Here is a 12,626-nt window from a genome sequence, read left to right as displayed (position 1 = left end):
CGGCATCCAACCGAACTTTTCCTGAGGAGCACACGCATGGGCGCACACGACGCCGTCATCGAGATCCCGCGCGGCAGCCGCGTGAAGTACGAGGTCGACCACGAGACCGGGCGAGTGCACCTCGACCGCGTGCTCTACACGACCTTCGGCTACCCGGCCGACTACGGCTACTTCGACAACACGCTCGGCGAGGACGGCGACCCGCTCGACGTGCTCGTGCTGCTCGACCACGCCATCTACCCGGGCGTCGTCGTGGAGGTCCGCCCCGTCGCCGTGCTCAAGATGAGCGACGAGGCCGGCGGAGACGACAAGCTCGTCGCCGTGCTCTCCAAGGACCCGCGCTGGGCCCACATCCAGGACATCGACGACATCGCCGAGTACACGAAGAAGGAGATCGCGCACTTCTTCGAGCACTACAAGGACCTCGAGCCCAACAAGTGGGTCAAGGTCGACGAGTGGGGGAACGCCGCCGAGGCGCAGCGCATCCTGGACGAGGCGATCGTCCGTTTCGGCGAGCAGGGCCACTGACCCTCACGCACGCAGAAGACCCCCGGTTCCGCTCAGCGGCCGGGGGTCTTCTTCATGTCAGGAAGGAGCGGCTCAGGCCGACACTCCGCGATCGCCGAGGAACGCGACGGGATTCACGGGGCGACCGCCGACGTAGACCTCGAAGTGGAGGTGGCAGCCGAACGAGCGGCCGGTGTTGCCCGCATATGCGATGACCTGGCCGGAGTTCACGCGCTGACCCGAACGGACGAGGATGCCGCCGTCGCGGATGTGGGCGTAGCCCGTGCCGATGCCGCCGCCGTGCTGGATGCGGATGTAGTTGCCGTAACCGGAGTTGGGGCCCGCATAGTCGACGGTCCCGGAGTTCGCGGCGTAGATCGGAGAGCCACAGCCGTTGGCGAAGTCAGTTCCGTAGTGGAAGGACGAGGAGCAGCCCTGGGAGCCGCACTGCACGGAGCGAGGGCCGTAGCCCGAGCTCTTACCGCCGCCGTGCGGACGGCACCAGCCGCCGGAGCCCTGGCTTCCGCCACCGCCTCCGCCGCCACCACCGCCACCACCGGCAGCGGCGGCCGCCGCTGCGGCAGCACGCTCGGCGGCTTCGCGTTCGCGACGGGCCTTCGCCTCGGCTTCGACACCGGCCTGGTAGCCGGCCACGGTCTGAGTGGTCACGTCCTTGAGGGCCGCGAGCTGAGCCTGCATGGTGGCGAGGTTCGCGGACTGCTCGTCCAGGGCGGCCTGAGCGGCTTCCGCCGCCTGCTGCGCGACGACCATCTTCTCTTCGGCGACCTTCTGCAGCCGGTCGCGCTCGTTGCGGGCGACGACGGCCTGGTCGCTGAGCGACTGCGCGGAGTTGCGAGCGGCGACAGCCTTGTCGTAGACCGACTGGTTGTACTCGAGCAGCTTGTCCATCGTGCCGAGGCGCGCGAGCAGCTCATCGGCGTTGTTCGCCGACCCGGCGAAGAACAGCTCCATGGAGGTGTCGTCGCCTCCGTTGCGGTAGAGCTGCGCAGCCACCTGTCCCGCCTTGCGAGCAGAACTGTCGGCGACCGCAGCCTGCTCATCGGCCTTCGCCTGCAGGGTGTCGGCTTCGGTCGCTGCAGCGAAGTACGCCTGCTGCGCGTCGTAGAACTCCTGGGAGGCGACCTTCGCCGCGGCCTGCGTCTCGGCGACCTTCTGCGTGAGGGACTGGATCAGCCCTTCGATACGCGAGACCTCGGTGGCCTTGGCCGCCTCGTTGTTCTTCGCTCGCTGCACGTCATCCCAGCTCGGGTACGTGGCGGCATACGCGGCGCTTACACCGTTGGTGATGCCGAAGGCGCTGAGCGCCACGACGCCGAGCGCGCCGATGCCGAGGGCTCCTCGACGACTGATGCCTGTCGCACCGAAGGCGCGGCGTTCTGTGGGAGTGGGCGCGCAGCCGCAGTCCTCGGACGCTGCTGCGACCGCAGCATCCAGCGTGATCTTGTCGTTCACACGGCCCCTTCCGCCGGTTTCACAGTTGCCACAGTAACAACAACTTTCACATCCGCACCAGGGGCACGGCCGCTCCTCCGCCCTCCACCGACCCCTCGATCGTGCCCCGGAAACACGCCCGGGTTGCGGCGCCGCGCCCTCGATTCGCGATTTGCCTGAAACATCCCTTATGCTTGAGCGTCGGCAAGGAAGTCCCCCGGGACTGACTCGGCCCCATCGTTTAGCGGCCTAGGACGCCGCCCTTTCACGGCGGTAGCACGGGTTCGAATCCCGTTGGGGTCACACCTTCCGATATAATTAAACAAGTATGGCCCTGTAGCGCAGTTGGTTAGCGTGCCGCCCTGTCACGGCGGAGGTCGCGGGTTCAAGTCCCGTCAGGGTCGCTCCGTGCGACGAGCTCTTTCTTCGGAGAGGGCTCTTCGTCTAGGACGCGACAGGTTTGCCGGTCGCGCGGCTCTGTAGCTCAGTTGGTAGAGCGTTCGACTGAAAATCGAAAGGTCACCGGATCGATGCCGGTCGGAGCCACACGAGTGATCGTTACAATCACTCCAGAAACCCTCGCCTAGCTTCTACATGGCGGGGGTTTTGCTTTGCCCTGGTGAGGGGGCGGTTTCCGCGCCTATCCCCAAGGCGAACCACCCCAGCAGTCGAGCCAGCGGGATTCGCTGCCGCCGAGCGTGAGCAGTCAAGCTGGACGCGCACAAGGGGGAGCTTGTGCCGGTGTTGTGCCGGTTCGTCACCCCAGATACTCCCAAGTAGATGGACGCGAGTATTTGGGTGCATCTGGCGCAGAGCAATACGTCGTCTCGGGTTTGACCATCGAGGGACAAGAGGACTTTTGGCGCGAGTGTGCGTACGTAGTTCTGGCAACGAAGGAGTTGACGCTGCTCGACGTCGGGATCGAGTGCTCCTCCACCGCCACAGCCGATGAGTTCGGGAGCCAGAGGGCCGTCCACCCGTCGGCTACGAACGTGTGAGAACTTTCATTACTCATTCAAGGTCGGCCTCCGGCCGATGAGTCGGAGGCCGACCTTCCGGTGCGTGCGGTCCTCGCTGCGCTGCGGTCCGCGCGCTCCTCAGCCCGGCCTCCGACTCAAGGACTCAATCTTCGGCCACAGCGCTCGCGGCATCCCGGGCGCCCCGCGCCGCCGCCTCCGCTCGATCGTTCGCGAGCCGCTGAGCAAGGTTCTCAGCGAAGAGCTCCACCTGCGCCTCCATCGGCTTCGATCGATCGAAGGTCATCCCCCCAAAATCACGGGACTCATCGAAGACTGAATAGTCTACATCTGCGAACCAGATGGGAATCACTGCGTTGTCACCAAATCGGTGTCGGAACTGTTCAGATTCGAACCGCGTCCACACTCGCTTTGGATAATCATTGCCGAGGAATACCACGATGTAGCTCGCCTCGCTCTTATATATTGGAGCGAGATACTCTTCAACGTTGGCCGCCAAAATCCTACTTTGCTCGTTTTCGTCATAGAAGATTCCGAGTTCGCGCTCGGCAAGCTTTGTGTAGAGCATTTTTGCAATCTCTCGGTCCGAGCCGGCAAACGACAGCGCGTAGTCATACGTTGACGCAAATGAGACCTCGAAGTATCCCAATCGCTCAGCAAACCGGTTCCATGACAAGTGCTTGATGTAGAAGAAGAACTGTGGGTCCTCCACAGCTAGAATCCGACCATCCTCTTCGTAATGGACGAGGTCGGACAACACGTCATGTTTCTCATCAAGAAGATTCCTGAGGTGCCCCTTCTCCACGACCTGGCTGACGCTAGGTCGGAGGGTTGGATTGCGAGACATTTCGCGATCCAACTCGATCGTCCATTCGTCGCTCTGAGACAACCACCGCAAGATCTGGAGGTAGGGCGCGCGCCCTTCCCTACGAAGCTTCTTACCCTTCGCGAATATCTCTGCTCGACGCTGGAACGTGCCGGAAAGCCGGTCTAGGACGCGTTCTCGGATCAGCTCAAACGATGCATCGACAACCGCTTTCTCAACCTGGGTTTCTTCAACGTCCTTCGTGAGACAAGCATCGTGACACAATGCTTGGGCGATGTTGAAGCTCCCAAGTGCACTACGAGCGATTTCGTGCTTGGCGTCGATCGAAATGTTGAGCGCGGCTTCACCTTTTTCAATTAGGGATTCGAGTCGATCTTCGGGGTTGATGCCGAGCTTGACTATCTCAATTCGACCTCCGAGGTCCGGCGCGATTGAAATCAAAGATTCGCCAGCCTTATTGATTCCGATCACAACGACCTTTGAGTCCGTGCGCTCTTCGTCTGCGAGGATCTTCATGAAATCGGATATAGCACTTTTGCTTTCCGCATCGAGACGGTGAAAATCATCAATGACGACCACCCCGATGGCTTTCATATTGGGAAGTTCTCGGATGAGGTCGACATCCTCACTCCGCCGAGCACTCAGCTTCACTACCTCCGCGCTCGCCCCGATCGCGTCCAACGCATTCGTGACGGCGCTGGTCTTGCCAATCTTGGACGGTCCTTCGACTACAACGCCTCGCCCAGGCGTGCGAAGCGCGATCTTCAGTCGCGAGTACTCGACCGGCTCGACGAAGGTCAAGGTCGGGACTCCGGAGAGTTTGAATACGTCCTCAAGATTATGGGTCACGCTAGATCCTCCGTCGACTCAATACTTGCCTCGCAGGTTAGCGCAAATCTACGCCTGGGGAGTTTCACCCGAGTGCAACTTCGTCTGCAGACATGTTCTCGGCAGCAGGTCCTGCGAACTCGTGCCGGTTCTGTGCCGGTAGCTCCGCTGAAACCACCCTCAACCAGCCGCGACCAACCATGACGACTTCCGCGGAATCACGCGGCAAACGGCGACCAACGAACACCCACTATCCCGCCGCATCCAACTGAAGATCGAAAGGTCACCGGATCGACGCCGGTCGGAGCCACACGAGTGATCGTTACAATCACTCCAGAAACCCTCGCCTAGCTTCTACATGGCGGGGGTTTTGCTTTACCCGCGGGCGAGGCCTTTCCACCGACGCCCTGTGATCAACTGGTCCGTATGCGTCAAGAGCAGTCGTCCGTCATCCCGGTCGAAGTCCTCCGAGGCTTCCGGTCCCGGGACGACACGACGCGCGAATGGTCGGCCCAGGTGTCAGCCGTCGCGCTGGACCTGCTGCAGCGGTGGGAGCTCCGCCCTGAAGGCACGGTCCGATCGGGAGAGGCCGGGGTCCTCGTTCCGGTGCGCCGTGCCGATGGAACGCCCGCGGCGTTGAAGCTGCAGGTCCCTTGCGCCGAGACCACGGCTGCGATCATCGGCCTCACCCGTTGGCAGGGAGCCGGCATCGTCCGCCTGCTGGACAGTGATGCCGACCGCGGAGGGATCCTGCTCGAACGCCTCCAGGGAGACCGCGCTCTGGAGACCGTCGAAGACGACGATGCTGCCGTCCGCGTGGTCGGTGGCCTCCTCGCACGCCTGCACGCTGTGGCCGCCCCGGACGGGCTCCCCCGGCTCGCGACGGTCACCGCCGAGATGATCGACGATGCTCCCGCGGCCGCGCGCGTGCTCGACGACGATGATCGGTCCCGGCTGGGCCGATGGGTCGACACGGTGTCGGCGGTCGCCGATGACACCGGCGACCGTCTCCTGCACTGGGACCTGCACTACGGCAACGTGCTCGCGGCCGATCGCGAACCCTGGCTGGCGATCGACCCGGAACCGCTCGTGGGCGATCCCGGATTCGACCTCTGGCCCGCGCTCGACAGCGGATGGAGCGACGACCCCACCCGCACCGATGCAACCCGGCTCGTGCGGCGACGCTTCGACATCCTCACCGAGATGCTCGACCTCGACCGCCACCGCGCTGCCGCCTGGACCCGTGCCCGCCTGCTGCAGAACACCCTGTGGGACATCGAAGACGGTCAGCCCGCCATCAGCGCGGCAGCGAAGCTGGTCGACGATGCGCTCCTCGCCGCCCACAGCTCCGAGATGCGGTGAACGCACCGAACCGGGTTCGCGTCGAGCGCTCCTCGCGAGGCGGAAGGCCCCGTCGTCGTCACAGCGATTCCGCAGCCTCCCGCGCTTGCTCCAGATCGTGCGCCGCCACTTCCGTGCGCTGAGCCGCAGCAGCTCGCTCCGCCTCTGCGCGCGACACCTCGGCCTCGGCGCGCTCGGCATCGGCGCGGGCGCGGGCGAGCTGGGCCTCGAGTTCGGCGGTCCTGTCCGAGAGTTCAGAGATGTGCGCTCGCACCCTCTGCAGCGCCGCATCCCTCCGTGCGAGTTCGCGCTCCGCGACCGTGTGCTCCTTCTCCGCCGCCGCGATCGCCCGCTCGGCGTCCCGGCGCGCCCGTCGCGCCTGCAGCTCATCCGTCGGAGGTCGCGGCGCCGGCTCGAGGTCTGGCACGTCGCCCGCCACCGCCTCACGGATCTCGCTCGCCGTGGCCGAGGGATCGAGAGCCCGCAGCAGTCGGCCGGAAGCGACGGCTGCGGCCGCCGCCGGATCGAAGAACGCCGCCGAGATGGTCTGCTCGACCGCCTCGAGCGTCGACGGCGTCACGCGCTCCCCGCGCGCTGCGGCCAGCTCTCCTGCGGCCTGGGCGAGCCGCCGGGTGAGGGCGCGGCGTTCCCGTCCCAGCTTCGCCAGCGCCGGGGCGTCCAGGTCGTCCTGGGCTTCGCGAAGCTCTCGCGCGAGCTCCAGCGCCTCCCCGAGCTGTGCCGCCCGCTCGCGCGCGAACACGTTCACCACCCAGGCCGCGATCGACGGCTTCCTGAGAGCGAGGATCCGGGAGGCGAGCTCCGGATCAGCCTCCCCCGCCCGGGCCTTGCGCGACGCCACGAACGATTCCGGGGCGTCGGAGTACAGCACGGCTGCGATCTCCTCGAACGTGGGACCGACCATGCCGCCACCCTACGCCGATACCGATCGCCCGCCCGGGCTCCGCCCTGTGATCCCGCCAGCGATCACAGCAGGTCGTACTCCCCGCCGTACGGCACCGCACTGTCGCCGGTGTCCCGCGCGTCGAATTCCACCGTCTCGACCGAGATCACGACGTGTGTGACCGAGGAGATCAACACGCTGACCGAGCGATTGCCCACCACCGAGAATTCGACGAACCCGCCTCCGGTCTGGATCGCCTCCTCTATCCGACCTCTCAGCTCGACGGCATCCTCCCCCTGCGCCAGGAAGAACTCTGATTCATTGAGCGCAATCCGCGTGCGCGCCATCGTCTGCACCTTGTCCTCCGCTCGTTGTCATTCCGTTGTCGTCATGCTGAGACGGTAACGAGTACATCCGGGCTCGCAGAGGGGGTTGCGCATGGGCCGCAGAAGAGGCAGTGCGCCGGTGTACCGTGATCACATGGGCAGACTCCGCTACGACGGGACCTCGGATCCGATCCTCATCGAAGACGCGACTCTGGCGCACCTCAAGATCGTCATCTCGACCAAGCTCCGCCGCCAGGAGAGCTTCATGATGACCTGGCTCCCGGTCAACGGCGGGGTCGACAAGCGCGCCACCGTGTGGATCCATCCGGCGATCCCGCTGCAGTTCGGGTACGACGCCGCCGAGCCTCCGGCGATCGATCCGCGACTGATCGCCGACATGATGCAGGCGCTCAACGCGTCAGGCGAACTCGTGCTCGATCATCTGATCTCCCCCGCCTGACCCCGAGTACCTCCGCAGGACCCGCCGCGGATCCGGCTACGCTGTGCCCGTGGATGCCGCCCCCTATCTCCTGCTCGGTCTGCCGATCCTCGCGCTGATCATCGGCGGCCCGATCCTCAGGAGTCGTATGGGTCGCCGTGCCTCTGCAACCGGAGCCAAGGCAGGAAAGAAGTTCGCGGACGAGAAGCTCGAGACGGCGCTCGGCGAACTCGGCACCACTCTGGTGATCCACGCACCAGAGCCGCGCGCGAGAGAGATCATCGCCTCCGCGATGGCGGAGAAGGAACGGGAGTACGTGATCCGCAGCGACGGCGGTTACGGCATCCGCTTCGTCGAACCCGATGACACGCTCGTCCGACTCGGTCCCGTCACCGAGGGCACCCGGATGCAGATCGAGACCTTCCGCGACTACTTCGGTTTTCCCCAGACCGTTCAGTTCTGGACGGAGCTGCGTGCACGCGTCGCCGCCGCGGCGGAAGCCCACGAGGTCACGGTCGCAGAGGGAAAGCCCATCCGCTACGTCCGCGGCGAGACGATCGACGACCGGAACGCCCGCTGGGTGCAGGCCCCCTGACCTGGGTCACGCGCCTTCAGCCGATGCAGGCGAAACACGGACGCACAACAAACCGCAGACGCAACTAGGCTGGAGGGCGCGCCCCGCCCGCCGGGCCTCCGCCGGGTCACGGTGGTGGCGTGCGCCCTGACGACCTCCTCCGGTCCACACGGTCCCGACTGACGGGACGGAGCCGCCGCTCCCGGTGTGGCCACGCCAGAAAGGCAAATACCCATGAGCGAATCCCCCGGAACCGCAGACCGTGACGGCGAGCGCTCGCCGGACTTCTTCGACCAGCTGATCGAGACCTCGCCCCGCGACCAGCAGGGCGCGTTCACCATCGGCTTCCGCGGATACGACAAGGGCGAGGTCGACGCCGCACTCTCCGCGCTTCGCAACCAGCTCAAGCAGGCCGCCGCAGACGTGGCCGAGGCTCAGGCGCGCGAAGAAGAAGCCGTCGAAGCGGTGCGGGAAGAGGAGCGCAAGGCTCGCGAGGCGCTCGAGAGCGAGCTCACGGCCGCGAACGCCAAGGCCTCCGACGCCGAGCAGCAGGTCGCGACACTCACGTCCGAGCTCGTCGACGCCCCGCAGCCCGATGGCGAGGAGGCCCCGTCGCGCCAGCAGTTCGAAGCGATCCTCCGTGTCGCGGAAGAGCAGGCGAACGTCCTCATCCAGAACGCCGCGGTGCAGGCCGATCGCCTGATGACCTCCGCTCGCGAGGAGGTGGCCGCGCAGCGCGCCGAGGCCGAGGCCGACGCGGAGCGAATCACCGACCAGGCGCAGCGCGACGCCGACCAGGTGCGCCTGAAGATGGACACCGAGTACACGGCTCACGAGGCGCGCATCGAGCGCGAGGCCGCGCACGCCGCGGAGAAGGTGAACCAGGCCGCTCAGGAGGCCACGGCGATCCGCACCGAGGCCGAGAAGGGCGCGGCAGCACTGCGCTCCCTCGTCACCCGTGAGACGACCCAGCTGCGCGCCGATGCCGAGCGCGATGTGCGCGACATGAACGCCCGCGTGCTCGAGTTCGAGGAGACCCTCACCCGCCGTCAGGACGACGCGCAGCAGGAGTTCCTGGTGCTGCACAACCAGGCGGTGGCGCACGCGGAGCGGATCACCAACGACGCCAACGAGCAGGTCACGGCCTCGCTCGAGCACGCCCAGCGCATCTCTGCACGCGCCGAGGACTACGAGCGCCTGACCCGCTCGCAGGCCCAGGCGATCGAGGCCGAGGCTCAGGTCCGCGCACGTGAGACCCTGGAGCGCGCACGCGCCAAGGCCCAGAAGATCGTCGATTCGGTCACCGGCCACACCACTGCCGTGCTGCACGACGCGGAGGACCGCACCCGCCAGCTGCGGTGGCAGCAGCAGCAGCTGTCGAGCTTCATGGCGGAGGTGCGCGAACTCATCCGCCCCGACGGCATCTTCTCCGACGAGTCGCTGCCGACGGAGATCACCGGAGCGGACGCGCCTGCCGCCCCGGCTCCCGAAGCTGCTGTCGCCGACGAGGCGCCGGAGGAGACCTTCCTCGGCGACGAGGTGCTCGAGGACGAACTCGACGATGACCGTCCGCTCGAGAAGATCACGATCGACGTGGTGGAGACCAAGAAGAAGTCCTCAAAGTAACGCACGAACGACAGAGGCGCGAGCAGGGATTCCTGCTCGCGCCTCTGTCGTTCCCGGACTGATCAGGCCCGGTGATGTCTGGGGGCTACCCCCGGCCGAACTGCGCCACTGCCGGGCAGTCGAAGGGATCGGCTCCGGCGGAGAGACCGACCCGGTTCAGGTACTCGATGACGATCATGTAGGACCGACCGAGGCTGGTCTCCGTGTAGGGCACGTCGTTCGCCGCGCAGTAGTCGCGAACGATCTCCCGCGCCTTCGCGAGGTGCGGTCGCGGCATGCTCGGGAAGAGGTGGTGCTCCACCTGGTAGTTGAGGCCGCCCATGAGCCAGGTCGTCCACCATCCACCGCTGATGTTGCGGGAGGTGCGCACCTGCTTGGTGAAGAAGTCGAGACGGGCGCCGGGCTCGATGATCGGCATCCCCTTGTGGTTAGGCGCGAACGCGGCCCCCATGTAGACGCCGAAGACCGCGAACTGCACCCCCATGAAGGCGAAAGCCATACCGAGGGGGAGCATCATGAACACGGGCACCAGGATGAGGGCGAACCGAAGCGCAATGATGCTCAGCTCGGTCCAGCGTCCCTTGACGTTCTTCGTCGTCATGAGGTACTTCAGGCCGAGGAAGTGGAGGTTCAGCCCCTCGAGGGTGAGGAGCGGGAAGAAGAGCCAGCCCTGCTTGCGGGTGATCAGCTTGATCAGGCCCTTGGACTTGGCGGCATCCTCCTCGAGGAACGAGATCGTGTCGACTTCGATATCGGGGTCCTTGCCGACCTGGTTCGGGTTCCCGTGGTGCTTGGTGTGCTTCGAGTCCCACCACGAGTAGCTCATGCCGATGCTGGCGATCACGATGCGGGCGAGCTTGAAGTTCGCCGGCCCGGTGGAGAGGATCTGGCGGTGCGCGGCCTCATGCCCGAGGAACGCGATCTGCGTCAGGACGATGCCGAGCCCTGCGGCGATGAGCAGCTGGAACCAGCTGTCGCCGAGCAGGATGAAGCCGGTGATGAGACCGCCGAGCGCGACAGCGATGCCGGTGGCCACGAAGATGTAGAACCACTGGGTCCGCTGCAGCAGCCCGGTCTCCTTGACCACCTGCGAAACCTGCTTGTACGCCTTCGCCATGGGAGGGAAGTCTGCGTTGCCGGAATACGTCTGACGAATCGGACCCAGCGTTGCCGCGGTCGGTTCGATCTGTGTGAGGGAGATGATCTTCTCCTGACGATCGGAGCCCTTGAGCTGTGAAAGCCCAAGGCAGCTGCCCAACGCTTACCTCACAGTAGCCCTAGCTCTATACGCGTCAGGGAATACATCGGAACCTCTCGCCGACCCTTCAGCCGAGCCCGGCTGCGGATGTCCGAGGGGGCTCAGGCCCGCGCGCGTCGGGTCCGGCGTCGCCACGCTCGCGGAAGGATCGAGGGGAAGTCGGGGGTCGACCGAGAGGGTCGGTTCGCGTCTTCGAGGGCGCGGAAGGCGGCATCGAGCGAATCGAAGACTCCGAGTTCGGTGCCGTGATTGTCGCGCACGAGGTGCGCGCTGCCGTCGAACTCGACGAAGCCGGCGAACTCGCCGCCGCGCGTCGCGACGTGCACATCGACGTCGGCCTGTTTCCAGGTCAACGGGTCGGAAGGGCGAAGTGTGGTGCTGCTCATGGTCATACTCATTGCTGTGTGGCGGACACGCGTGGCGCTCCGCAAGATGTGAGACCGAGGGCGGATTCCGCACGCATCGATGTGCGCGGTCCGTGATGGCCCTGATCAGTGGCGACGTGGCGGCCGAGAGGGGCGATGCACACACGTTGCTCGACGAGCATAGCAGATCTCCCCTCTCGACCTCAGGAGCCCCGATGTGGCTCAGCTCGACGGCCGGCCGCCGCCTGGCCCGCCCTGACTTCCGCCCGCGGCGGGAGCTGTCTCGGTATCGATGCCGACCACGAGCGTCGCCGTATACCCGCCCTGCACGCCGCCCGTGACCGTGGCCAGTTGCAGCGCTCCGGAATCGTCGCCGAAGACGTTGTCGCTCGCCAGCGTGATCTGCGACAGATTCCTCGCTGATCCGTCGTAGGCCGACTCGGCGTAGACGTCCGCGCATGCCGCTTCCGGAAGTGCCAGCTGCGAGGTGGCGATGGCCGCCGTCGAGTCGGTGATCGAGCCGACATCCGGATACACCTCGAAGTGGATGTGCGGCCAGCGGCCCGAGTAGCACCCGGGGAACACAGAGGTGAACGAGACCCTGCCGTCGGCGTCCGCCACCTGCACACCCCTCAGGTAGGTGACGTCCTCCAGCCCCGAGGAATACATCGAGTACTCTCCCTGGGCGGTGCAGTGCCACGCGTAGACGGCGACACCGGCGAAAGGCAGGCCTCCGTTCGCCAGATCGATGACCCGCAGCTCGAAGGTGAGGGGCACTCCCTCCGCCGTCGCTCCGCCGTCGATCGAGGACCGGATGTCCTGACGCACGATGCCGGCGTCCTCGAGCACATCGGGCCCGTTCGACCCGTCCCCCGGATACGGCCCCGCCGTCTCGTCGGGGATCTCATCGACGCTCACGGACTCGCCGTCCGATGTCGTCGTCGTGCTGGGCGTCGGTGTCGACGTCGCAGCTCCGACCGAGTCGGACGGCGTGCAGGCCGCGAGGACCACGGCTCCGATACCGAGCCCCGCGAGGCCGAGCACACCGCGCCGGCTCAGCAGGGTGCGGATGTCGAAGGCCGCGCCCTGGTCGACGACCTCCTCGTCGGCACGATCGAGCAGCCTCCCCTCGTACGCCGGACCATCGGGGGTCTGGGTGGGTTCCGGAATGCTCATGATGCTCTCCTCCTCGACGAACTGTTGGTG

Annotated in this window: 12 protein-coding genes and 3 tRNA genes; 8 read left to right on the top strand and 7 right to left on the bottom strand. The window is 65.9% G+C overall.

Features of this window, described 5'->3' with window-relative positions:
- The first annotated feature begins 36 nt into the window (after positions 1–36).
- Positions 37–528: an inorganic diphosphatase gene (locus ABRP18_RS03250; RefSeq protein WP_017204665.1), complete on the top strand. Its 492-nt coding sequence runs from the start codon at positions 37–39 to the stop codon at positions 526–528.
- Positions 529–600: 72 nt separating this feature from the next.
- On the opposite strand, the gene ABRP18_RS03245 is transcribed toward ABRP18_RS03250, so the two are convergent.
- A complete protein-coding gene (locus ABRP18_RS03245; protein WP_193762700.1) occupies positions 601–1,980 on the bottom strand; it encodes a M23 family metallopeptidase in 1,380 nt (459 codons plus the stop codon).
- Positions 1,981–2,189: 209 nt separating this feature from the next.
- On the opposite strand from ABRP18_RS03245, the gene ABRP18_RS03240 reads away from it, so the two are divergent.
- The 3 genes from ABRP18_RS03240 to ABRP18_RS03230 all read left to right on the top strand — a co-directional run bounded on the left by ABRP18_RS03240 (position 2,190) and on the right by ABRP18_RS03230 (position 2,505).
- Positions 2,190–2,262, top strand: a tRNA-Glu gene (locus tag ABRP18_RS03240).
- 27 nt (positions 2,263–2,289) lie between these two features.
- Positions 2,290–2,363 (top strand) — tRNA-Asp (locus tag ABRP18_RS03235).
- 69 nt (positions 2,364–2,432) lie between these two features.
- Positions 2,433–2,505: transfer RNA gene (locus ABRP18_RS03230), tRNA-Phe, on the top strand.
- Positions 2,506–3,081: 576 nt separating this feature from the next.
- Here ABRP18_RS03230 and ABRP18_RS03225 read toward each other — a convergent pair.
- Complete coding sequence (locus tag ABRP18_RS03225; RefSeq protein ID WP_349885528.1) at positions 3,082–4,611, bottom strand: AAA family ATPase; 1,530 nt, start codon at positions 4,609–4,611, stop codon at positions 3,082–3,084.
- 405 nt (positions 4,612–5,016) lie between these two features.
- Between ABRP18_RS03225 and ABRP18_RS03220 the strand changes: the two genes are divergently transcribed.
- Positions 5,017–5,952, top strand: a complete 936-nt coding sequence (locus tag ABRP18_RS03220) for an aminoglycoside phosphotransferase family protein (RefSeq protein WP_349885527.1) — start codon at positions 5,017–5,019, stop codon at positions 5,950–5,952.
- Between the two features lie 58 nt (positions 5,953–6,010).
- Here the strand turns inward: ABRP18_RS03220 and ABRP18_RS03215 are convergent, their stop codons facing one another.
- Together ABRP18_RS03215 and ABRP18_RS03210 are read right to left on the bottom strand one after the other, a co-directional pair.
- Positions 6,011–6,853 (bottom strand): transposase, encoded by an 843-nt coding sequence (locus tag ABRP18_RS03215; RefSeq protein ID WP_349885526.1) that lies wholly within the window; start codon positions 6,851–6,853, stop codon positions 6,011–6,013.
- Positions 6,854–6,915: 62 nt separating this feature from the next.
- On the bottom strand, positions 6,916–7,179 hold the full coding sequence (locus ABRP18_RS03210) for a hypothetical protein (RefSeq protein ID WP_218867944.1): 264 nt from the start codon (positions 7,177–7,179) through the stop codon (positions 6,916–6,918).
- A gap of 133 nt (positions 7,180–7,312) precedes the next feature.
- Between ABRP18_RS03210 and ABRP18_RS03205 the strand changes: the two genes are divergently transcribed.
- The 3 genes from ABRP18_RS03205 (at position 7,313) to ABRP18_RS03195 (ending at position 9,797) form a co-directional block, all read left to right on the top strand.
- Positions 7,313–7,618: a hypothetical protein gene (locus ABRP18_RS03205; protein WP_046746757.1), complete on the top strand. Its 306-nt coding sequence runs from the start codon at positions 7,313–7,315 to the stop codon at positions 7,616–7,618.
- A gap of 49 nt (positions 7,619–7,667) precedes the next feature.
- Entirely contained in the window at positions 7,668–8,192 is a 525-nt protein-coding gene (locus ABRP18_RS03200; RefSeq protein WP_349885525.1) for a hypothetical protein, read from the top strand.
- A 213-nt stretch (positions 8,193–8,405) separates the two neighbouring features.
- Positions 8,406–9,797 carry a hypothetical protein gene (locus ABRP18_RS03195; protein WP_046746759.1) on the top strand — a complete coding sequence of 464 codons (1,392 nt, stop codon included), beginning with the start codon at positions 8,406–8,408 and terminating at the stop codon, positions 9,795–9,797.
- Positions 9,798–9,882: 85 nt separating this feature from the next.
- Here the strand turns inward: ABRP18_RS03195 and ABRP18_RS03190 are convergent, their stop codons facing one another.
- The 3 genes from ABRP18_RS03190 to ABRP18_RS03180 all read right to left on the bottom strand — a co-directional run bounded on the left by ABRP18_RS03190 (position 9,883) and on the right by ABRP18_RS03180 (position 12,596).
- The gene (locus ABRP18_RS03190; RefSeq protein ID WP_307723518.1) at positions 9,883–11,001 is read right to left on the bottom strand and encodes an acyl-CoA desaturase; all 1,119 of its coding nucleotides are present in this window, start codon (positions 10,999–11,001) and stop codon (positions 9,883–9,885) included.
- 155 nt (positions 11,002–11,156) lie between these two features.
- Positions 11,157–11,441, bottom strand: coding sequence for a hypothetical protein (locus ABRP18_RS03185; RefSeq protein ID WP_349885524.1), 285 nt, complete (start codon positions 11,439–11,441; stop codon positions 11,157–11,159).
- 201 nt (positions 11,442–11,642) lie between these two features.
- Complete coding sequence (locus ABRP18_RS03180; protein WP_061018778.1) at positions 11,643–12,596, bottom strand: intradiol ring-cleavage dioxygenase; 954 nt, start codon at positions 12,594–12,596, stop codon at positions 11,643–11,645.
- Positions 12,597–12,626 lie beyond the last annotated feature (30 nt).

It is taken from the genome of Microbacterium sp. WHRI 7836, from assembly GCF_040223885.2.
Classification (GTDB): Bacteria; Actinomycetota; Actinomycetes; order Actinomycetales; family Microbacteriaceae; genus Microbacterium; species Microbacterium oxydans.
Note: the sequence above shows the minus strand (reverse complement) of the source record. Positions and strands in the feature narration are given on the sequence as shown.

Coding starts and splice junctions, on each gene's coding strand:
- ABRP18_RS03185 (WP_349885524.1), bottom strand. CDS start 11,441: ATGAGCAGCACCACACTTCGCCCTTCCGACCCGTTGACCTGGAAACAG.
- ABRP18_RS03250 (WP_017204665.1), top strand. CDS start 37: ATGGGCGCACACGACGCCGTCATCGAGATCCCGCGCGGCAGCCGCGTG.
- ABRP18_RS03215 (WP_349885526.1), bottom strand. CDS start 6,853: ATGGTCGGTCCCACGTTCGAGGAGATCGCAGCCGTGCTGTACTCCGAC.
- ABRP18_RS03220 (WP_349885527.1), top strand. CDS start 5,017: ATGCGTCAAGAGCAGTCGTCCGTCATCCCGGTCGAAGTCCTCCGAGGC.
- ABRP18_RS03205 (WP_046746757.1), top strand. CDS start 7,313: ATGGGCAGACTCCGCTACGACGGGACCTCGGATCCGATCCTCATCGAA.
- ABRP18_RS03195 (WP_046746759.1), top strand. CDS start 8,406: ATGAGCGAATCCCCCGGAACCGCAGACCGTGACGGCGAGCGCTCGCCG.
- ABRP18_RS03210 (WP_218867944.1), bottom strand. CDS start 7,179: ATGGCGCGCACGCGGATTGCGCTCAATGAATCAGAGTTCTTCCTGGCG.
- ABRP18_RS03180 (WP_061018778.1), bottom strand. CDS start 12,596: ATGAGCATTCCGGAACCCACCCAGACCCCCGATGGTCCGGCGTACGAG.